The sequence below is a fragment of the Mycolicibacterium setense genome, assembly GCF_000805385.1.
Lineage (GTDB): Bacteria > Actinomycetota > Actinomycetes > Mycobacteriales > Mycobacteriaceae > Mycobacterium > Mycobacterium setense.
This window is the reverse complement of record NZ_JTJW01000010.1, coordinates 458,447-481,640: the sequence shown is the minus strand read 5'-3', so window position 1 is coordinate 481,640 and position 23,194 is coordinate 458,447. Positions and strand designations below refer to the sequence as shown.

Here is a 23,194-nt window from a genome sequence, read left to right as displayed (position 1 = left end):
TCGATGCGGCTGATCGTGCGCGGCTGGATGAGGTGGGTCATCGAGCGGTGTTGACCGGGTCGGTGGTGGAGTCTTCGATTCCGGAGGCGTTTCTCGCGCAGGTTGGGCTTGCTCCGGATGCGGCGGCGGTCTGTTTTGACGGCCGTTCGATGTCGTACCGGGAGTTGGATGAGGCGTCGAACCGGTTGGCGCACTTGCTGATGGCTGAGGGCGCCGGTGCCGGCGAGTGTGTGGGCCTGATGACCGGTCGTTCGGCTGATGCGGTTGTGGCGATTCTGGGTGTGTTGAAGTCGGGTGCGGCGTATCTGCCGATTGATCCGGTGGTGCCGGATGCTCGGGTGGAGTTCATGCTCGGTGACGCGGCTCCGGTGGCGGTGATCACGACCACCGAGTTGATGGATCGCCTGGCCGGATTTGGCGTGGCAGTCATCGACCTGGCTGATCCGCGCATTGATGTGCAGTCGACGGCCCCGTTGCCGGTGCCGGCGCCGGAGGACATCGCGCACATCATCTACACGTCCGGGACGACGGGTGTTCCCAAAGGTGTTGCGGTCACTCATCAGAATGTGACGCGGTTGTTCGATGGGATGGATGTCGGTGTCGAGATGGGGCCGCGGCAGGTGTGGGCCCAATGTTCGTCGCTGGCGTTCGATTATTCGGTGTGGGAGATCTGGGGCGCGTTGCTGCACGGCGGGCGGCTGGTGGTGGTGCCCGAGCAGACCACCCGCTCACCGCAGGACTTGCAGGGGTTGGTTGTTGGCGAGGGTGTGACGGTTCTGAGTCAAACTCCTTCTGCGATAGGCATGTTGGATCCGCAGGCGTTGGGTTCGGTGTCGGCGTTGATGGTGGCTGCTGAGCCGTGTCCTGCCGAGGTGGTGGATCGTTGGGCGTCGGGTCGGGTGATGATCAATGGTTACGGTCCGACGGAGACGACGGTGTATGCCACGATCAGCGCCCCGTTACAGGTCGGGTCGGGTGTGGTGCCGATCGGTGTGCCGGTGCCGGGTGCGGCGTTGTTCGTGTTGGATCGGTGGTTGCGTCCGGTGCCTGCGGGTGTGGTGGGTGAGTTGTATGTGGCCGGCCCCGTTACAGGTCGGGTCGGGTGTGGTGCCGATCGGTGTGCCGGTGCCGGGTGCGGCGTTGTTCGTGTTGGATCGGTGGTTGCGTCCGGTGCCTGCGGGTGTGGTGGGTGAGTTGTATGTGGCCGGTCGTGGTGTCGGGTTGGGTTATGTGCGGCGCGCGGGATTGAGTGCGTCTCGGTTTGTGGCCTGTCCGTTCGGCGGGGTGGGTGCCCGGATGTATCGGACCGGGGATCTGGTGTCGTGGGGTCCGGATGGGCAGTTGCGGTATGTCGGGCGTGCTGATGAGCAGGTCAAGATTCGTGGTTATCGCATCGAATTGGGTGAAATTCAAACAGCTTTGGCTGATCTGGATGGTGTCGATCAGGCGGTGGTGATCGTTCGGGAGGACCGTCCGGGTGACAAGCGTCTCGTCGGCTATGTCACCGGCACGGCTGACCCGGCAGATGTGCGGGCAGCGCTGGCGCAGCGGTTGCCGGCGTACATGGTGCCCGCCGCGGTCGTGGTGCTGGATGCGCTGCCGTTGACGGTCAACGGCAAGCTCGACAAACGCGCCCTGCCCGCACCCGAATACACCGACATCGACCACTACCGGGCGCCGAGCACTGCCACCGAGGAGATTCTGGCCGGCATCTATGCCGACGTCCTCGGCTTGGAACGCGTTGGTATCGATGACTCCTTCTTCGACCTCGGCGGCGACTCGCTGTCGGCCATGAGATTGCTCGCCGCCGTCAACAGCCGACTTGATGTCGACCTTGCGGTGCGCACCCTCTTCGACGCACCCACGGTCGCCCAACTCGCCTCCCGTGTGGGCTCGGGTACGAGTGGACGCCGGCCGCTGATCCCGCAGCAGCGTCCAGCCGTCATCCCGTTGTCCTATGCGCAACAGCGGCTGTGGTTCCTCAACCGGTTCGAGGGCGGGGTCGCCACCTACAACATGCCGATCGGGTTCCGGATCAATGGTGCGGTGGACGTCGAAGCTCTGGGATCAGCCCTTGACGACGTCATCGCGCGGCATGAATCGCTGCGCACGGTATTCCCTGACGTCGATGGCGTGCCGTCGCAGAAGGTGATGCCGGCGCAGGAGGGCATGTGGCGGCGCGGCGGTCCCGCAGTGGTGCAGGTTCCAGAGGACGAAGAAGACGCTGTCATGAGCGAGTTGATCGCGCTGGCGGGGTATCGGTTCGACCTGGCGACCGAGATCCCCATCCGCGCGCAGATCTACGCCGTGGCGCCCGAGCAGTACGTCCTCGGAATCGTCCTGCACCACATCGCCTTCGACGGCTGGTCGATGGCACCGATGGTCAAGGATGTCGGGATCGCCTACGCGGCCCGATGCGCCGGGCAGGTTCCTGACTGGTCAGCGCTGCCCGTCCAATACGCCGATTACTCGCTGTGGCAACGTGAACATCTGGGAGACCTGGAAGATCCGGGCAGTCGAATCGCCGAGCAGCTGTCTTACTGGCGGAAGGAGCTGGCGGGTCTGCCCGAGGTGGTGTCGCTTCCCACCGATCGTCCGCGTCCGCCAGTGCCCAGCTATCGCGGCGACGGGGTCGAGCTGCGCATCGATTCCCAAACCTGGGCAGGAATCAAAGCGGTTGCCGCGCATCACAACGTCACCACGTCCATGGTGTTGCAGGCTGTCATGTCTGTCGTGCTGCACCGGGCCGGGGTCGGTGAGGACGTCGCGCTGGGGACGCCGATCGCCGGGCGCAACGATCAGGCCCTGCAGGAATTGGTCGGATTCTTCGTCAACACCTGGGTTCTGCGGGTCGGGTTGAACTCTCAGCAGAGGTTCAGCGACGTGCTCGATCAGGTCCGCCAGAAGGCGCTGGACGGATACACGAATCAGGACGTGCCGTTCGAGTTGCTGGTCGAGCAACTCAACCCGACGCGCTCCACCTCGCACCATCCGCTGTTCCAGGTCGCCCTGGTCTTCCAGAACAACGTGCGCCCCGAGGTGGCCTTGGAGGGTGCGGGCATCGAGCCGATGTCGATGGTCACCCGCACCGCCAAGTTCGATCTCGATGTCGACATCAGGGAGGTGCCCGACGAGCACTCGGGCGCACCGATGGCCGCCGGCGTGTTGACCTACGCCACGGACTTGTTCGACCGGTCCACCATCGAACGCTTGGTGGGTTGGTTCGACCGGATGGTCGAGGCTGTGGTTGCCGACTCGACGGTGACGGTGGGCGAGGTGGCTCTGCTCGACACCGACGAGCGAGATCTGGTGTTGAACAAGTGGTCTGGCGTCGGAGTCGCTGCGCAGGTGGGGCTGGCTCCAGAGCTGTTGACGGCTGCGGTGGCCGCCGATCCGGACGGTCTGGCGGTGGTGGACGACCCACGGGAGTTCACCTACCGGCAGCTCGACGAAGCCTCCAACCGGTTGGCGCGGGTGCTGATCGGCGCGGGGGTGGGCCCTGAGCGCGCGGTCGGTGTGGCGATGGGCCGGTCCGCTGAGTTGGTGATCGCGTGGTGGGCGGTGCTCAAGGCCGGCGGGGTGTACGTGCCGGTGGACCGGGCGCACCCGGCCGAGCGGATCGGCACCGTGCTCGATGCCTCCGAAGCGGTGTGTGTGCTGACCCGGGGCGAAGACCTCGGAGCAGGAGTCGGGACGCGCACAGTCATCGACATGGACGCACTGGACCTGTCGGCAGCTTCTGCGGAACCGATAACCGATGCTGACCGGTTGTCCCCGTTGGCTGTTGATGATGCGGCGTACGTGATCTTCACGTCGGGATCGACGGGTACGCCGAAGGGTGTGGCGATCAGCCATGCTGGTGTGTTGGGTGTCGCTGCGGCCACTCGTGAGTTGTTCGGGGTGGGTGCGGGTGCGCGCGTGCTGATGGTGGCCGCGCCGACGTTCGATGCCTCGGTGTTCGAGTGGTTGTGGGCGGTGGCGTCGGGGGCGGCGTTGGTGGTGGCTCCGCCGGATTCCTATGCGGGTGAAGCGCTCACGGCAGTGATCGACGAACAACAGGTCGAAGCGGCGTTGATCACACCGTCGGTGGTGGCGACGCTCGACCGTACCCGGTTGGGCGGATTGACCACCTTGATCACCGGTGGTGAGGCATGTCCGGCGGAGTTGGTGGCGGCATGGGCCCCTGGTCGGCGGATGTTCAATGCGTATGGCCCGACTGAGGTGACGATCTGGGCGACGTGGAGTGCGTTGTCGGCCGGCGAGCCGGTGCGTATCGGTGCTCCTGTGCCCGGCACGTGTGCATTGGTGTTGGATGTGCGGCTCAACCCGGTTCCGGTTGGTGTGGTGGGCGAGTTGTACGTGGCTGGTCCGGTGTTGGCGCGGGGTTATGTGGGCCGACCGGATCTGACCGCGGATCGGTTTGTGGCCAATCCTTTTGGTGCTCCGGGGACGCGCCTGTATCGCACGGGTGATCTGGTGCGATGGAACTCCGACGGCGCGCTGGAGTATCTCGGTCGTGCTGATGCGCAGGTGAAATTGCGCGGGCAGCGTCTTGAGTTGGGCGAGATCGAGAACACGTTGCTCGCCTGCCCACCGGTCGCGCGTGCCGCTGCCACCGTCTACCACCGTGATGCCACCGATCACCTGGTCGCCTATGTTGCGCTGGAGCGGACCAGCAGTGCCGATAAAGATGCCGAGGTTGTCGATCAGTGGCAGCACGTCTACGACGAGCTGTACGACGCCGACCTCGAAGTGGTGGAGTTCGGCAGCGACTTCCGTGGCTGGAACAGCAGCTACACCGGGGATCCGATCCCGATCGACCAGATGCGTGAATGGCGCTCGGGTGCGGTCGATCGAATCATGGCGCTGCGGCCTCAGCGGGTACTCGAGCTCGGTGTGGGTTCGGGTCTCGTGCTTGCCGAGATCGCCCCGAACTGCGTGGAGTATTGGGGCACAGACTTTTCCGCGCCGACCATCCGCACGCTGGAATCAGCGGTGGCCGGACAACCGTGGGGGGACCGCGTTCGGTTGCGGGTACAGCCCGCCGATGTGGTCGAGGGGCTGCCGGACGGATACTTCGACACGATCATCGTCAACTCGGTCATCCAGTACTTCCCCAACGCGGCGTACCTGACGGAGGTCATCGACAACGCCATGGGGCTGTTGGCCCCAGAGGGGAGACTGTTCGTCGGTGATGTGCGCAATCACAGCCTGCAAGGCGCCTTCCAGACCGGTATCGCGTTGGCCCGCAGTGGATCGGGTGCCGAGACCGACGATATCCGCCAGCGAGTGCAGCGCGCCGTCCTCGGAGAGCCGGAGTTGCTCTTGGCGCCGGAGTTCTTCACCAGCTGGGCGACCGACCACCCGGAGGTGGGAGGCATCGGGATCCAGGTCAAGCGCGGTGAAGCCGACAATGAGCTGACCCGTTACCGCTACGACGTCGTCATTTACAAGTCAGCATCCGAGGTCCGGTCGCTTGCGGAAGCACTCACCTGGGAGTGGGCGGATTGCGCGGGCCTGAGCGGGTTGCACGCCGAGTTGACGGCTCAGCGTCCGTCGACGGTGCGGGTCAGCGCGATCCCGCGGGCGGGTGTGATCGGTGATGTTGTCATCGAACAAGCCCTTGCCGACGGACGCTCAGTGTCTGAAGCCGTGGCACAGGCGAAGGCCGCCGACGGGCCCTCGGATGCCGTGACACCCGAATTGCTGTACCGGCTCGGCGAGGCCGCCGGCTATCACGTTGCCGTCACGTGGGGTTCGCAGCCCGGCACCGTCGACGCGGTCTTCCTCGAAGCCACCGCAGCGGCAGAGATCCCGGTCCTGACCGATCTCTATCTGCCAGACGGGTCGCGTGAGCGCAGCACCCACGCGAATGACCCTGACACCAACAGCAAGGTCAGCGAAGTTCGTCAGTGGCTGGCCTCTCGGCTGCCGGAATACATGGTGCCGAGTCAGATCGTGGTCGTCGACGAGTTCCCACTGACTTCTTCGGGCAAGATCGACCGCCGGGCCCTGCCCGAGCCGGTGTTCGTGGCCGCCTCGTTCCGGTCACCGCAGACACCGACGGAAAAGACTGTCGCCGAGGTCTTCGCCGAGGTGCTCGGTCTGGATCGGGTTGGCCTCGACGACGACTTCTTCGCCCTGGGCGGGGATTCGTTGATCGCCATCCGGGTGAGCGCGCGGCTCCAGTCGGCGCTCGGCAAGGACGTGCCGGTCCGGTATCTGTTCGATACGCCCACCGTCGGCCGGTTGGCTGCCTGCCTGGACCGTCAACAGGATGACGCGGCGCGTCCACCGCTGCAGGTGATGCCTCGCCCGCAGACGGTTCCCTTGTCTTATGCCCAGCAGCGGTTGTGGTTCTTCGACCAATTGAACGGTCCGTCACCGGTTTACAACCTGGCCGTCGGGCTGCGCCTCACCGGAGACCTCGACGCTGCCGCGCTCGGACAGTCGCTGGCAGATGTGGTGGGCCGCCATGAGAGTCTGCGCACCCTGTTCACTCTGGCCGGGGAGATGCCGCAGCAATCCGTGGTGCCGGCCGAGAATGCCCGTCCGTCCTGGGAGGTCGTGGACGCAGCGGGCTGGACGGCGGACCGGTTGGTGGAGGCTGCCGGCGCAGTCGCACGTCACTCATTTGACCTGTCGACTGAATTGCCGTTGAGGGCGACGCTTTTCCGCGTCGCGGAAGGTGAGCATGTGCTGGTCGCAGTCGTGCACCACATTGCTGCCGACGGCTGGTCGGTCACCCCCTTGGTGGCAGATCTGGGCGCGGCGTATGCCGCCAGGTCTGCGGGGAGGCCGCCGGAGTGGCTGCCGTTGCCGGTGCAGTATGTGGATTACACGCTGTGGCAGCGGGGGTATCTGGGTGATCTGGCCGATCCGGATAGTCGGATTTCCGGTCAGTTGGCGTACTGGGAGCAGGCTTTGGCGGGCCTGCCGGAGCGGTTGGAGTTGCCGACAGATCGACCATATCCACCGGTGGCCGACTACCGGGGAGCCAGCTTGGTGGTGGAGTGGCCCGCTGAACTCCAGCAGCGGATCGCGCGCGTGGCCCGCGAGCAGAATGCCACCAGTTTCATGGTGGTGCAGGCCGCGTTGGCGCTACTGCTGTCGAAGCTCAGTGCGAGTTCGGATGTGGCGGTGGGCATAACGATTGCGGGCCGCAATGATCCCGCGCTCGACAACTTGGTGGGGTTCTTTGTCAACACATTGGTGCTCCGCGTCGACTTCGCCGGAGATCCGACAATCGGTGAACTGCTGGAGCAAGTGCGTCAGCGCGGCTTGGCGGCCTTTGAGCATCAGGATGTGCCGTTCGAGGTCGTGGTGGATCGACTCAACCCCACCCGCAGCCTGACCCATCACCCGCTCGTGCAGGTGCTGTTGTCTTGGCAGAACCTGGCCTGGCAGCACAGCGCAGATGCTGCCGGTGGCCTCACGCTGGGCGATGTCCGGGTGACCCCGCTGCCTGCCCAGACCCACACTGCCCGTACTGATCTGACCTTTGCGCTGGGTGAACGTTGGACAGAGACCGGCGAGCCGGCCGGGATTGGGGGGACCGTTGAGTTTCGCACCGATGTTTATGACGAGGCCACTGTCGTGCGGTTGATCGATCGGTTGCGAAAGGTATTGATGGCGATCACGGCTGAGGCGGAGGCGTCGTCGTGACGGCCGACCTGAGTCGGCGGCTGTCGTCGATGGACTTCTTGGATGAGGACGAGCACGCTGAACTGTTCGCGTGGGGCAACCGCGCTGCGCTGACCGGTTCGTCGTCGGTGTCGGCGTCGATTCCGGAGTTGCTCGCCGCTCAGGTGGCTCGGGTGCCCGAGGCGCCGGCGGTGACGTTCAACGGTCGCTCGATGACATACGCGGAGTTGGATGAGGCGTCGAATCGGTTGGCGCACTGGTTGGTCAGCCTGGGCGTCGGCCCAGGCCAACGGGTGGCGTTGCTCTTTCCTCGCTCCGTTGAGGCGATTGTTTCCATTGTCGCCGTGTTGAAGTCCGGAGCGGCGTATCTTCCGGTCGATCCGATGCATCCGGATGCGCGGATTCAGTTCATGCTCGGTGATGCCGAACCCGTTGTGGCGGTCACGACTACGGAACTGAAGGCCCGATTCGCCGGGTGTGATCTCGCGGTCATCGATTTCAATGATCTGGGCCAGTGGGCCGGCCAGAGCGAAAGCCTGTCGCCGCCGACGGCTGATGACGTCGCGTATTTGATCTACACGTCAGGGACGACGGGCCAGCCCAAGGGCGTGGCGATCACCCATCGGAACGTGGTCCAGCTGTTGGACACACTGGATGCGGAGTTGGGCCTGGCGGGTCAGGTGTGGACGCAGTGCCATTCGTTGGCGTTCGACTATTCGGTGTGGGAGATCTGGGGGGCGTTGCTGTTCGGCGGGCGGGTTCTGGTGGTGCCCGAAGCGGTGACGCGGGCTCCGGAGGAGCTGCATGCCTTACTGGCTACCGAGCAGGTCACCATCTTCAGCCAGACGCCGTCGGCGTTCTATGCACTGCAGGCCGTGGATGCACGGCAGCCTGAGTTGGGCCGTCAGCTGAAGTTGGACACCGTGGTCTTCGGTGGGGAAGCGCTTGAGCCGCAGCGTCTTCGCGCCTGGCTGGACCGTCACCCCGGCTCGCCGCGGTTGATCAACATGTACGGGATCACCGAGACGACGGTGCATGCCTCGTTCCGAGAGATCGTCAGCGGGGACGCTGAGGGCAGTGTCAGCCCGATCGGCCTTCCCTTGGCCCATCTCGGGTTCTTCGTCCTGGATGTGACGTTGCAGCCGGTGCCGGTGGGTGCGGTCGGTGAGTTGTATGTGGTGGGCGCCGGGTTGGGATGCGGGTACTGGCACCGGGGTGGGTTGACTGCGTCGCGGTTCGTGGCGTGCCCCTTCGGGGGTGGCGGCGCGCGGATGTATCGGACCGGGGACTTGGCGTCCTGGGGCGCCGATGGACAGTTGCGGTATCTGGGGCGTGCTGATGAGCAGGTCAAGATCCGCGGCTACCGCATCGAATTAGGTGAGATTCAAACCGCTTTGGCCGAGGTCGACGGGGTACGCGAGGCGGCGGTGATCGCCCGGGAGGATCGGCCCGGCGACAAGCGCCTGGTCGGCTACATCACCGGTTCTGCGGACCCGGCCATCGCTCGTGCCGCGTTGTCGGAGCGGTTGCCCGGTTACATGGTGCCCACCGCGATCGTGGTGCTCGATGCGCTGCCGCTGACGGTGAACGGCAAGCTCGACAGGCGGGCTCTGCCCGCCCCGGACTACGTCAATGGTGAGGGTTTTCGTGCTCCGTCGACTCCTGTGGAGGAGGTGCTGGCCGGGATCTATGCCCAGGTGTTGGGGTTGGATCGGGTCGGGGTGGACGATTCGTTCTTCGATCTCGGCGGGGATTCGCTGTCGGCGACGCGCTTGATCAATGCGGTCAACGCCAGCCTGGACGCTGATTTCGCGGTGCGAGCGGTGTTCGAGACACCGACGGTCGCGGGCCTGGCTGCACGCGCCGGTGAGAGTTCGGGCCGCCGTGAGCCATTGGTGGCTCAACAGCGGCCGGATGTCCTTCCGCTGTCGTACGCCCAGCAGCGGTTGTGGTTCCTCGACCAGTTGGAGGGCCCGTCGCCGATCTACAACATGGCGGTCGCGTTGCGAGTCACCGGGCGCCTGGACACGGACGCGCTGGGACAGGCTCTGACCGATGTGGTCGAGCGGCACGAGTCCTTGCGCACGGTGTTCCGGTCGGTCGGGGGAGTTCCGGAGCAGGTGGTGATGCCGGCCGAGGAGGCCGACTGCGGATGGCGAGTGATCGATGCCGGCGGCTGGTCGGCCACCGAACTGCACGAGGCCATCGGAGCGATGGCCGGGCAAGCCTTCGATCTGAGCCGCGAGATTCCTTTGCGAGCAACACTTTTGCGGTTGTCCGGAGATGAGCACGTGCTGGTGGCGGTGGTGCACCACATCGCTGCCGACGGCTGGTCGGTAGCCCCGTTGATCGGCGACCTGCAGTTGGCGTATGCCGGCCGGTCTGCGGGACGAGCGCCGGACTGGGCACCGCTGCCGGTGCAGTACGCGGATTACACGTTGTGGCAGCGCGCGCATCTGGGTGATCTGGGCGATCCCGACAGCCGCATCTCCGGGCAGGTGGCGTACTGGGAACAGGCGTTGGCCGGGCTACCCGAACGCCTGGAACTACCGACTGACCGCCCCTACCCCCCGGTGGCCGACCACCGTGGTGCCAGCCTGGCTGTGTCATTGCCGGCCGAACTGCACAAGCGGATGCGCGAAGTCGCGCGGGAACACCACGCAACGACATACATGGTGGTGCAAGCCGCGCTGACGATGCTGTTGTCGAAGCTGAGCGCGAGTTCGGATGTAGCGGTGGGTGTTCCGATCGCAGGCCGTGGTGATGCCGCGCTGGATCGGGTGGTGGGGTTCTTCGTCAACACGTTGGTGTTGCGTACGGATCTGGCCGGCGACCCCACCGTTGCCGAACTGTTGACTCAGGTGCGTCAGCGCAGCCTGGCCACACTCGAGCACCAGGATGTGCCGTTCGAGGTGTTGGTGGACCGGCTCAAGCCGACCCGATCGCTGTCCCATCATCCGCTGGTCCAGGTGGCGTTGGCCTGGCAGAACTTCACCGCCGACGCCGCAACCGAGGCGATGCTGGGGGACGCACAGGTCAGTCCGCTGACGGTCGACACCCACGTGGCCCGGATGGATCTGACGTTCTCGTTGGCCGAACGGTGGGATGATGCCGGCGAGCCGGCCGGGATCGGCGGCACCGTGGAGTTCCGCACCGATGTGTTCGACGCGGCCAGCATCGAAACCTTGATACAGAGGTTGACCCGCGTCGCTGAGGCGCTGACCGCGGATCCGGCGCGGCGGCTGTCATCGATCGATGTGCTCGATGTCCTCGAGCACGCTCGCCTCGACGATGTCGGCAACCGGCAGGTGTTGACCGAGGCGGCGGTTCCGGTGGAATCGATACCGGGCCTCTTCGCTGCCCAGGTGGCTCGTGCGCCCGAGGCGGTTGCGGTGAGTTTCGATGGCCGCTCGATGACGTACCGCGAGCTCGATGAGGCGTCGAACAGGTTGGCGCACTGGCTGGTTGGCTACGGCGCAGCCCGGGGTGAGTGCGTGGCGGTGCTGGTGCCTCGGTCGGTCGAGGCGATCGTCGCGATCTTGGCCGCGCTGAAGTCGGGGGCGGCGTATGTGCCGGTCGATCCGATGCATCCTGATGCGCGGATCCGGTTCATGCTCGGCGATGCGGCACCTGTTGTCGCGGTGACCACCGCTGAATTGCGCGCTCGCTTGGATGGGATCGGCCTGACCGTCGTCGACGTTGCCGATGCCGCGATCGAGGCGCAACCGAGTACCGCACTGCAAGGGCCGGTTCCCGATGACGTGGCGTATTTGATCTACACCTCCGGCACGACGGGTCAGCCGAAAGGCGTGGCGATCAGCCATCGGAATGTGGATCGGTTGCTGGCGACGTTGGATGCCGAGTTGGGTCTGGCGGGGCAGGTGTGGACGCAGTGCCATTCGTTGGCTTTTGACTATTCGGTGTGGGAGATCTGGGGGGCGTTGCTGTTCGGTGGCCGGTTGGTGGTGGTGTCGGAGTCGGTGACACGATCTCCGGAGGAACTGCTCGGTTTGTTGGTGGCCGAGCAGGTGACGGTGCTGAGTCAGACGCCGTCGGCGTTCTATGCATTGCAGTCGGCTGATGCGCTGCAACCTGAACTGGGCCATCAGTTGAAGCTGGAAACGGTGGTCTTCGGTGGGGAAGCCCTTGAGCCACAGCGCCTTCGGCCGTGGTTGGAAGGACATTCGAGTTCGACGCGATTGATCAACATGTATGGGATCACCGAGACGACCGTGCATGCCTCGTTCCGGGAGATCGTGGTCGACGATGCTGAAGACACCGTCAGCCCTATTGGCGTTCCGCTCGGGCACCTGGGCTTTTTCGTACTAGATTCGTCGTTACAACCGGTGCCGGCTGGTGTGGTGAGCGAGTTGTATGTGGTGGGCGCCGGACTCGGATACGGATACTGGCGTCGTGGTGGGTTGAGTGCGACGCGGTTTGTCGCCTGCCCGTTCGGTGGTGCGGGGACGAGGATGTATCGGACCGGCGATCTGGCGTCGTGGGGTCCTGACGGCCAGTTGCGGTACCTGGGGCGTGCTGATGAGCAGGTCAAGATCCGCGGGTACCGCATCGAACTCGGCGAAATCCAGTCTGCCCTGGCTGATGTCGATGGGGTGAGACAAGCCGAGGTCATCGCCCGGGAGGATCGCCCCGGTGACAAGCGTCTCGTCGGCTACATCACCGGCTCCGCGGATCCGGCTGTTGTGCGTGCCGCCCTGTCGGACCGGTTGCCCGGTTACATGGTGCCCGCGGCTGTAGTGGCGCTCGATGCGTTGCCGCTGACGGTGAACGGGAAACTCGACAAGCGCGCCCTGCCTGCCCCGGACTACGTCAACGGTCAGGAATATCGTGCTCCGGCGACTCCGGTGGAGGAGGTGCTGGCCGGGATCTATGCCCAGGTGCTCGGGTTGGAGCGGGTCGGGGCCGATGATTCGTTCTTCGATCTGGGCGGTGACTCCCTTTCGGCGATGCGGTTGATCAATTCGGTCAACGCCAGTCTGGATACCGACCTTGCGGTCCGGGCGGTGTTCGAGACGCCGACGGTGGCGCAGCTGGCGACGCGTGCCGGTGAGGGTTCGGGTCGGCGTGAACCGCTGCTGGCTCAGCCTCGGCCGGATGTCCTGCCGTTGTCGTATGCCCAGCAGCGGTTGTGGTTCCTCGACCAGCTTGAGGGCCCGTCGCCGATCTACAACATGCCGACCGCGTATCGGATCACCGGCGGGTTGGATATCGATGCGCTCGGTGTGGCGCTGGCCGATGTGGTGGAGCGCCACGAGTCGCTGCGCACGGTGTTCCCTGCCGTCGACGGTGTACCTCGGCAGGTTGTGCTGCCGGCGGGGCAGGCCGATCTGGGCTGGCAGGTCGTTGACGCCACGAACTGGCCCGTCGATCGGCTGCATGATGCGATTCGCGCGGCCGTTGGGTACACATTCGACCTGTCCGCCGAGATTCCTTTGCGGGCAACCCTGTTCCGCATCGGCGAGGGTGAACATGTCCTGGTGGCGGTGGTCCATCACATCGCCGGCGATGGCTGGTCGATCGGTCCGCTGGTGCGTGATATCGGGTTGGCCTATGTGAGCCGGTGCGCGGGTGAATCCCCGGGTTGGTCTCCGTTGCCGGTGCAGTACGCGGATTACACGTTGTGGCAGCGCTCGTATCTGGGTGATCCGGCCGATCCGGAGAGTCGGATCGCCGGCCAGTTGTCGTACTGGGAGCAGGCGTTGGCCGGATTGCCGGAGCGTCTGGAGCTGCCCACCGACCGACCCTATCCTCCGGTGGCCGACTATCACGGGGCCAGCCTGGCGATGCAGTGGCCGGTTGAGTTGCAGCGGCAGATCGCGCGCGCAGCGACTGAGCACAACGCCACCAACTTCATGGTGGTGCAGGCCGCGTTGGCGGTGTTGTTGTCGAGCCTGAGCGGGAATTCGGATGTGGCGGTGGGCTTCCCGATCGCCGGGCGTAGCGATCCGGCGTTGGATGAGTTGGTCGGGGTGTTCATCAACACCCTGGTGCTGCGGGTAGAACTCGACGGGGATCCCACGGCTGCTGAGTTGTTGGCGCAGGTGCGGCGGCGCAGTCTGGCGGCCTATGAGCACCAGGATGTGCCGTTCGAGATGGTGGTCGATCGGCTCAACCCGGCCCGCAGTTTGACCCACCATCCGCTGGTTCAGGTGATGATGGCGTGGCAGAACCTGGCCGGCCAGGACGACGAACAAGCCGCCCAACCGGCCTTGGGCGGTATGCAGGCCACCCCGTTGGAAGCGGACACTCAGACTGCCCGCATGGATCTGATGATCTCGTTGGCAGAGCGCTGGAGTGCCGGTGAGCCGGCCGGCATCACCGGAGCGGTGGAATTCCGCACCGACGTGTTCGACCCCGCCACCATCCAGATCTTCATCGACCGGTTGACACGGGTGGTCGAAGCACTGACCGCGGATCCCGCAGCGAACCTGTCGTCGATGAATCTCCTGGAGCCCGGTGATCACGTGCGCCTCGACGCATGGGGCAACCGGGCGGTGCTGGCCGAAACGGTGACCGGCGTTTCGATTCCTGTGGTGTTCGCCGAGCAGGTGGCGCGTGACCCGGATGCGGTGGCGGTGGTGTGCGGTGGGAGTTCGTGGACCTATCGCGAGCTTGATGAGGCGTCGAATCGCTTGGCGCACCTACTCGTTGGCCATGGCGCCGGATCGGGTGAGTGCGTGGCGTTGCTGCTCAACCATTCCGCCGAGGCGATCGTCGCGATCCTGGCAGTGCTCAAGTCGGGGGCCGCGTACCTGCCGATCGACCCGATGGTGCCCGATGCGCGAATCGAGTTCATGCTGGGAGACGCCGGCCCGGTCGCGGCGGTCACCACCGCTGAGTTGCGCGCACGGCTGAACGGGCACGACCTGACTGTCATCGATATCGCTGACCCCCGGATCGAGACGCAACCCAGTACCGCGTTGTCGGAGCCGGCCGCCGATGACGTCGCCTATCTGATCTATACGTCGGGCACCACGGGTGTCCCGAAAGGCGTCGCGATCACTCATCAGAATGTGACGCAATTCCTCGGAGCAGTGGATCCGGCGTTGGTGGGCCCAGGCACGGTGTGGTCGCAGTGGCATTCGTTGGTGTTCGACGTATCGGTGTGGGACATCTTCGGCGCGCTGTTGCACGGCGGACGGCTGGTGGTGGTGCCCGAGGAGGTGGCCCGTTCACCGCAGGATCTGCACGATTTGTTGGTGGCCGAGAAGGTCAGCGTCTTGAGTCAAACACCGTCGGCCGCGGGGATGCTCTCACCGCAGGGCCTGGAATCCACCGCCTTGGTGGTGGCCGGGGAGGCCTGCCCCACCGAGTTGGTCCAACGGTGGGCGCCGGGACGTGTCCTGATCAACGCCTATGGACCCACCGAAGCCACGGTGTACGCGGCGATCAGTGCCCCGTTGACAGCTGACACAGGGATTGCCAACACTGTTCCGATCGGTGCCCCGGCGCCCGGGGCCGCGTTGTTCGTTCTGAATCGCTGGCTACGAGAAGTGCCTCCAGGCGTTGTGGGGGAGTTGTACGTGGCGGGCCGCGGCGTCGGCGTCGGCTATGTCGGTCGAGCCGGGTTGACCGCATCCCGCTTCGTCTCTTGCCCGTTCGGCGGCGTGGGAACGCGCATGTATCGGACCGGCGATCTGGTGCGCTGGGGCAGTGATGGGCAGATGCAATACCTCGGCCGCGCCGATGAGCAGGTCAAGATCCGCGGCTACCGCATCGAACTCGGCGAGATCCAGGTCGCACTGGCCGATCTGGATGGCGTGGAACAAGCCGTCGTCATCGCCCGCGAGGATCAACCAGGCGAGAAGCGACTCGTCGGTTACGTCACCGAGACGACGCCCGGGTTGGTGGACAATGGTAAGGCGCGGGCCCAGCTGGCCGAACACCTTCCGACCTACATGGTGCCTGTGGCGGTGATCGTCGTCGACGCAATACCGTTGACCGTCAACGGCAAACTGGACAGACGTGCGTTGCCGGCACCGGAGTACAGCAATGCTGACAGCTATCGCGCCCCGACCACGCCCTCAGAGGAGATCTTGGCCGGCATCTTCGCTCAAGTCCTGGGCATGGACCGGGTCGGCGTCGACGACTCGTTCTTCGACCTCGGCGGCGACTCCCTGTCCGCCATACGGCTGATCAATGGGATCAACGCCGCATTCGGCACTGATCTGGCGGTGCGCGCGGTGTTCGACGCGCCCGCAGTGGCCCAGCTGGAGCCTCGAATCGCCACGGATTCGGGTGGACGGGCACCGCTGGTGCCCATGCGTCGGCCTGCGGTGGTGCCGTTGTCGTATGCGCAGCAGCGGTTGTGGTTCCTGGACCAATTGCACGGTCCGTCACCGATCTACAACATGCCGATGATCTATCGGGTCAGCGGATTGGACGTCGACGCGCTGCGCCGGGCGTTGGCCGATGTGGTGGAGCGTCACGAGTCTTTGCGCACGGTGTTCCCGGCGGTCGACGGTGTTCCCCGGCAGCTGGTGATCCCTGCCGATCAGGCCGATATCGGCTGCCAGGTTGTTGATGCAGCCGGCTGGCCGGCCGACCGGCTGGCCGGTGCCATCGACACGGCGGTACGGCATCCCTTCGATCTGACAACCGAGATCCCGATCTGGGCAACGCTTTTCAAGGTTTCCGACGATGATCATGTGCTGGTGGCGGTGGTCCACCACATCGCCGGGGACGCCTGGTCCTTCGCCCCGCTCGCCAAAGACGTGACTGTCGCCTATGCAGCCCGCTGTGGCGGGCAGGTACCGGATTGGTCTGCACTGCCGGTGCAGTACGCGGACTACGCACTCTGGCAGCGTGAGCAACTCGGCGATCTGGCTGACCCCGCAAGCCGTATCGCCGGTCAACTGGCTTACTGGCAGGAAGCCCTGTCAGGGTTACCGGACCGTCTCGAGTTGCCGACCGACCGGCCGTATCCGGCGGTGGCCGATCACCGGGGCGCCGTCGTCGAAGTGGAATGGCCGGCCGGGTTGCAGCGGCGGGTGGCGGCGGTTGCCCGGGATCACAATGCGACCAGTTTCATGGTGGTCCAAGCCGCGTTGGCGGTGTTGTTGTCGAATCTGAGTTCCAGTTCCGATGTGGCGGTGGGTTTCCCGATTGCCGGCCGTAACGATCCGGCCCTCGATGAGCTGGTCGGGTTCTTCGTCAACACGTTGGTGTTGCGGGTCGATCTGGCCGCCGATCCGACCGTTGCCGAGGTCGTCGGGCAGGTGCGTCAGCGCAGCCTGGCAGCTTACGAGCATCAGGATGTGCCGTTTGAGGTGTTGGTGGAGCGGCTGAACCCCTCGCGGAGTTTGAGTCATCATCCGTTGATTCAGGTGATGTTGGCATGGCAGAACCCCGCCGGCGTCACTGCTGAGGCGGCTGACGGTGAGGTACGCGCCGCGCCCCAGATGGCCGAAACCCACACGGCGCGCATGGATCTGGTCTTCGCGCTGGGAGAGAGATTCGACGAGCAGAACGCCTCGGCTGGTATCGGTGGTTCGGTGGAGTTCCGTACCGACGTGTTTGACGCGGTCACCATCGAGGCGATGATCGGGCGGTTGGAGCGGATTCTGGCGGCGATGACGGCCGATCCGGCGCAGCGCTTGTCGTCTATCGACGTGTTGGGGGCCGACGAGCAGGTTCGTCTCGACGAGATCGGCAACCGGGCCGCGCTGACCGCACCGGCTAGGGTGGCGGGCTCGATTCCGGAGGTGTTCGCCCAGCAGGTGGCCCGGGTGCCGGATGCGGCGGCGGTGACCTTCGACGGCAGGTCCATGTCGTACCGAGAACTCGACGAAGCGTCGAATCGATTGGCGCACCTACTTGCCCGGCATGGTGCTGGTCCGGGTGAGTGTGTGGCGTTGTTGTTCAATCGCAGTGCTGAGGCGGTTATTGCGATTCTTGCGGTGCTGAAGTCAGGGGCGGCGTATCTGCCGATGGACCCGGCGCATCCTGATGCGCGGATCGCGGTGGTGGTTGGGGATGCCCGGCCGGTGGCCGCCGTGACCACTGGCGCGCTGGCCGGGCGATTGGACGACTTGGGCGTGGCTGTCGTCGATGTCGCGGACCCGCGGATCGACACCGCGGCGAGCACTGCATTGCCGGTGCCGGATCCGGATGGCGTCGCCTATGTCATCTACACCTCAGGTACCACTGGCGTCCCGAAGGGCGTTGCGGTCCCTCATCGCAACGTCACCGGGTTGCTCACTTCATTGGATGTGGGGTTGCCGGCTGCGGGGGTGTGGTCGCAGTGGCACTCGTATGCGTTCGACGTGTCGGTGTGGGAGATCTTCGGCGCGCTGCTGAGCGGTGGGCGTTTGGTGGTGGTGCCGGATGCGGTGGTGGGTTCGCCGGATGAGTTGCACGCGTTGCTGGTTGCCGAGGGTGTCACTGTCTTGAATCAGACGCCGTCTGCTGCCGCGGCGCTCTCCTCGGACGGCTTGGAGTCGACGGCGTTGGTGGTGGCTGGTGAGGCGTGTCCGGTGGAGTTGGTGGATCGGTGGGCGCCGGGTCGGTTGATGGTCAATGGGTATGGGCCGACGGAGACGTGGTACACGTCGTTCAGTGCACCGCTGGTTGCTGGTTCGGGGGTTGTGCCGATTGGTGTGCCGGTGCCGGGTGCGGCGTTCTTTGCGTTGGATCGTTGGTTGCGGCCGGTGCCGGCTGGGGTGGTCGGTGAGTTGTATGTGGCCGGTTCCGGGCTTGCGAGTGGGTATGTGGGCCGGGGTGGGTTGACGGGGTCGCGGTTTGTGGCGTGCCCGTTTGCCGTGGGGCAGCGCATGTATCGCACCGGGGATCTGGTGCGTTGGGGCGCTGATGGACAGTTGATGTATTTGGGTCGGGCGGATGAGCAGGTCAAGATCCGTGGGTATCGCGTCGAATTGGGTGATGTCCGAGCGGTGATGGCTGGGCTGGAAGGAGTGGATCAGGCGGCGGTCATCGCTCGGGAAGATCGCCCCGGTGACAAGCGTCTGTTCGGTTACGTCACCGGTACCGCAGACCCGACCGAAATCCGGGCCGCCCTGGCGAGCCGGTTGCCGAGCTATATGGTGCCGGCAGCCGTGGTGGTGGTCGAGAGCTTGCCGTTGACGGTCAACGGGAAGTTGGATCGTCGCGCATTTCCGGTGCCGGACTATGTCGATGCTCGGCGGTATCGGGCCCCGGAAACGCTCACCGAGGAGATCCTGGCAGGCATTTACGCCGAAGTCCTCGGTCTGGAGCGCGTCGGAGTCGACGACTCGTTCTTCGACCTGGGTGGGGATTCCCTCTCCGCGATGCGGGTGATCGCCGCGGCCAACGCCAGTCTCGATTCGGAGCTGGCGGTGCGGGTGATGTTCGATGCGCCGACGGTGCGCAGTCTGGCGCAGCAGGTGGGCAAGGCTGAGAGCTCACAGGAAGTGGTTCCGATCGAGATTCTCAAACCTGGCGACGGTGTTCCGTTGTGCTGTGTGCATGACGGTTTCGGGTTGAGTTGGTCGTATCGGGCGTTGGGACAGTACGTCGACGGGCCGATCGTCGGGATCAACCGAGCGCTGGCCGATGGTGAGTCGGAAGCATCATCGATACCGGACATGGCAGTCAGCTACGCCGATCGGCTCCAGGAGTTGTATCCGACTGGCCCGTATCGGATTTTGGGCTGGTCGTTCGGTGGCGTGGTCGCGCATGCGCTCGCTGTTGAGCTTGCCCGCCGGGGATGCGAGGTGCAGCGGCTGGTGCTGCTGGATGGATTGTTGAATCCGAACCGGTTCTGGAAACGCATCACCCGGAAGATTGCGAGTAATCGTGCGGTGGCCGAGGGATGGGTTTTGGATTACATCCTGCGCACCAACAAGGTTCGGGTTCCGGTGCATTTCGGGTTGCTGACGTATTCGCGGGTGTCCGACATCATAGCGCGGCACGGGTCGAGTCCTCCGTCGCGGCGGTTGGTGAAATTCATGGCGCGCAGTGTCAGTGCGGGCCAGCTACTGCTGCTCGATCACGAACCCGAGGTTTTCGACGGTGATGTGGTGATGTTCTCGGCGGCGAGGTCGCGGTCGGGGTGGGCGCGACAGCGCAACCAACGGGCGGCACGAGCACTTGAGCGTAGTTGGCGACCTTATGTTTCCGGTCAGATCACGGTGATACCGGTGGGCTGCACTCACTTCGAGATGTTCACTCCCGAATCCCTCAACACGTACGTACAACAACTCAGCTCTGTTTTGGAAAATGACGCGGAATAGTTCGTAACGATGCTGTGGCGCGAAAGCGTCGAGCGCTGATCTTGGGACGGTGATCGCCAATGCGGACCACATACAAGAACGAGACGCGCGAACTCGACGTGGATGCAGTTCCAAAGATGAGCAATGTTCTCGATGTGCTCGACCAGCGCACGTTCGACCTCGGGCTGGCGATAGGAGTCAACAGTCTTCTGCAGAGTGTCTGGGTTTATGAACGTCCGGTCGACATCGAAGGGCTCGGACAGTTTCACGAGCATCTTCGGCGGGGACGGTTAACCCGTGGCATCGAACGGTCGCCGCTGTCGTTCGGCCGCCACCGCTGGGTAGCCTGCGGCAATTCATCCGACCTCGAGATCATCGAGACAGCCCGGCCCCGTGAAGAATTCGAGGCCTGGCTCGATGAACAGGTCAACACGCCGCTGGATTGCGAGCACGGTCCCGGGTGGCACCTGGCGGTGCTCCCGTTCACCGACGGCGGCGCGGGCGTGAGTTTGGTCGTCTCGCATTGCCTCATCGACGGTGTCGGGCTTTGCGAGGCACTGGCGGATGCGGCACTCGGCCGTGACGATCCGATCAGCTGGCCGGCCGCCGGATCGCGCGGGCGGTGGCGGTCCGTGCTCCAGGATGCCGGCCAAACCGTCCGCGACCTCCCCGCCGTGGGCCGTGCCGTTGTCGCCGCGATGCGGTTGGCCCGGCGTAGCCGCGAGGCGGCAGGAAATGCCATCGCGGCACCTTCGCCGACTGCCACGGCACCTGTCTCCGGTTCCGACGAATCGATGGCGGTCCCGATGACAACGGTCCTCGTCGACGCCGATGAGTGGGACGCCCGAGCACAAGCACTCGGGGGGACCAGCAACGCCCTTCTCGTGGGATTGGCAGCTCGGCTCGCGCATCGTGCGGGACGCGTCGGCCCCGACGGCTCGGTGATCGTGACGATGCCGGTCAATGTGCGCGCTGACGGTGATACTCGCGCCAACGCGAGAAGCAGTGTGACCGTCACGGTTGACCCCGAACGTGCGACGACGGATCTGCGTGAGATTCGGGCCGCGGTCAAACAAGCGTTGATTCGTCACGGGGAGGTGCCTGACGAGGAGCACGCGGTGAACGCCATCATTCCGCTGTTGCCCAAGCGGTTCCTCGGGGCCACTTCCCGGGTCGGTTCGGCCAACCAGGTCGGTTCATCCAACCTCGGTGTGGTCAACCCGGCCGCCGGCCGGGCCGATGGTACGGAGTCCGACCAGTTCGCCGTCAAGGTTCTGCCCCATCTGGGGCTCACGGAGGCGATGCTGAACCGGTTCGGCGGAACGCAGTCGTTTCTGTCCGGACGAGCGAACGGAAAGGTCTTCATCTCGGCGCATTCCTATCTGCCGGGCCGTACCAACACGAATGAGCGTTTACAACAAGATCTTTCAAACGCTTTGAACGATTTCACGCTGTCCGGCAAGCATCTTTGAGCGCGTTCACACATGGAGGATGACATGAGCATGAATCTTCGGGTGGCTGTCCAGTCGGTTCTGGGTCTGGTGGCGTTGGGCGCACTGCTTTTTGTGCCGGCAGGGACGTTCAACTATTGGCAAGCCTGGGTCTTCCTGACCGTGTACTCGGTCATGGCGATTGTCTCGACCGTCTACCTGTTGAGGAAGGACCAGGCGGTCGTCGAGCGGCGCATGCGCATCGGGAAGAAGGCGGAGTCGCGACCGGTGCAGAAGGCGGTTGTCGGCGTCATCGCAGTACTGTCCGTCGCGCTGCCGGTGTTCTGTGGCCTCGACCATCGATTCGGTTGGTCCCCGGTGCCCACCGCAGTGTCGTGGATCGGCAACGCGATGTTCGCGATCGGCCTCGTGATCACGATATTCACGATCGTCCAGAACAGCTACGCGTCGGCCAACATCACCGTCGAGTCGGAGCAGACGCTGGTCTCTACCGGCCTCTACGGGCTCGTCCGGCACCCGATGTACATGGGGGCGCTGCTCATGGTGGCGGGAATGCCTCTCGCGCTCGGTTCATGGTGGGGGCTGGCCGTTCTCATCCCCGTCCTGACCCTGTACACCTTCCGCATCCAAGACGAAGAGAAGCTGCTTCGTCAGCAGCTCGCCGGATATGGGGAGTACACGCAGAAGGTGCACTACCGGCTGGTGCCACTCGTATGGTGACGACCGAGGTAGATCGTCCGACCGCAGCATTTTCGTAGAACTGGCCCGTTGGTAGAAGCATCTCGGCTCCGGCAGAGTCCTGCCCGTCGTCCATGTCCGACATCAGACCCTGTTTGAGGACTACCGCACCGAACTGTGTCCAGACGGTGCGGTAGTCCTCTGGCGTGCCGGACTCCAGATCCCGTGACCGTTGACGGGATCTATTTCTCTGCTCCAACATCTCGCACCCTGGTGACCGCCGCGCAATTGCGCCGGTGGGGTATCCGTTTCCGCTTCCCAAGCAAGATCTTGAAAGTTCGCTAATCATTGCAATCGCAAACTAATGTTCGCCGTCTTTCGGGCGGCATCAGTGGGTATTCGAGGTGTATGCCGCCAAGCCATTCTTCGCCACATTGTGCCTGCGGTGCAGTACAGGGCGATTTGTGTGTGTTATTTGCTGCAGTTGCAAAGAACCGAAGTTTTCCGTAGTCAGGGATGGCCTCCTGGTGGCGCCGCGCAGTCGTCCGAATCGGGTATCGACGCGGTCGACTTCGCTGGATTGAACTACATGAGCGTGATGCGTGTCCCCACGGTGTCCGAGTCATCTTCGATAGCAGTTCAGGGGCAAGACATGTGGTCCGACCAGCTCCTCCCGGCTACGGGCGCGTGCCGAGACGGCGATCGTGGTGGCGGCGGCAACGCGCAGCGATTCGGTCGAACGGAGGGGAGGTACTTGGCCGGCCGAACCGGCCGGTTCTCGTCCGATCGACGGGTGTCGATTTTATTTGCCTAAATTGGCGAGATCGTCAACCTTGACTTCGGTCCCTAGGGCGCTGCAAGGTTGTTTTTCTCGGATATGCGATTCTCACGCCCGCCCAGCGGGAAGTGGATATGCTGGCAGCTTGCAACTAGCAAATCCATAGCTGGGGTGCAGCGTAGGAAACAGATTTCAGAGGGTAGGGCAGCGGGGCGGAATGGCCTTCCTTCTGGATTCTTGAACGATCGCCACTGATCGATTTGACGGGGGGCAGGTGAACGTTGACGAGCAACCCAGCCTGTCGGCGACCTCCGCCGAGGATCCTGCAGGCCGGGCAGTGATGTCCGGCGAAGGAGCCCACCGGGTCAGTGCCCCCGCGGATAGAAGAGCCGGGGAGCCCGCAGTACACCACGCGGTGGGAGATTCCGATG

Annotated in this window: 2 protein-coding genes and 1 pseudogene; all 3 read left to right on the top strand. The window is 64.6% G+C overall.

The genetic code is table 11. The annotated features are described in order from the left end of the window. Positions 1-41: 41 nt before the first annotated feature. Positions 42-19,382: pseudogene (locus QQ25_RS31665) on the top strand (non-ribosomal peptide synthase/polyketide synthase); the annotation flags it as partial. Between the two features lie 554 nt (positions 19,383-19,936). Then, positions 19,937-21,328 (top strand): WS/DGAT/MGAT family O-acyltransferase, encoded by a 1,392-nt coding sequence (locus QQ25_RS27455; RefSeq protein WP_082017710.1) that lies wholly within the window; start codon positions 19,937-19,939, stop codon positions 21,326-21,328. A 24-nt stretch (positions 21,329-21,352) separates the two neighbouring features. Then, a complete protein-coding gene (locus QQ25_RS27450; RefSeq protein ID WP_039326879.1) occupies positions 21,353-22,027 on the top strand; it encodes a methyltransferase family protein in 675 nt (224 codons plus the stop codon). Positions 22,028-23,194: the final 1,167 nt, after the last annotated feature.

Excerpts from the sequence above, each read along its gene's own strand:
- QQ25_RS27455 (WP_082017710.1), top strand. The coding sequence starts at position 19,937 with ATGCGGACCACATACAAGAACGAGACGCGCGAACTCGACGTGGATGCA.
- QQ25_RS27450 (WP_039326879.1), top strand. The coding sequence starts at position 21,353 with ATGAGCATGAATCTTCGGGTGGCTGTCCAGTCGGTTCTGGGTCTGGTG.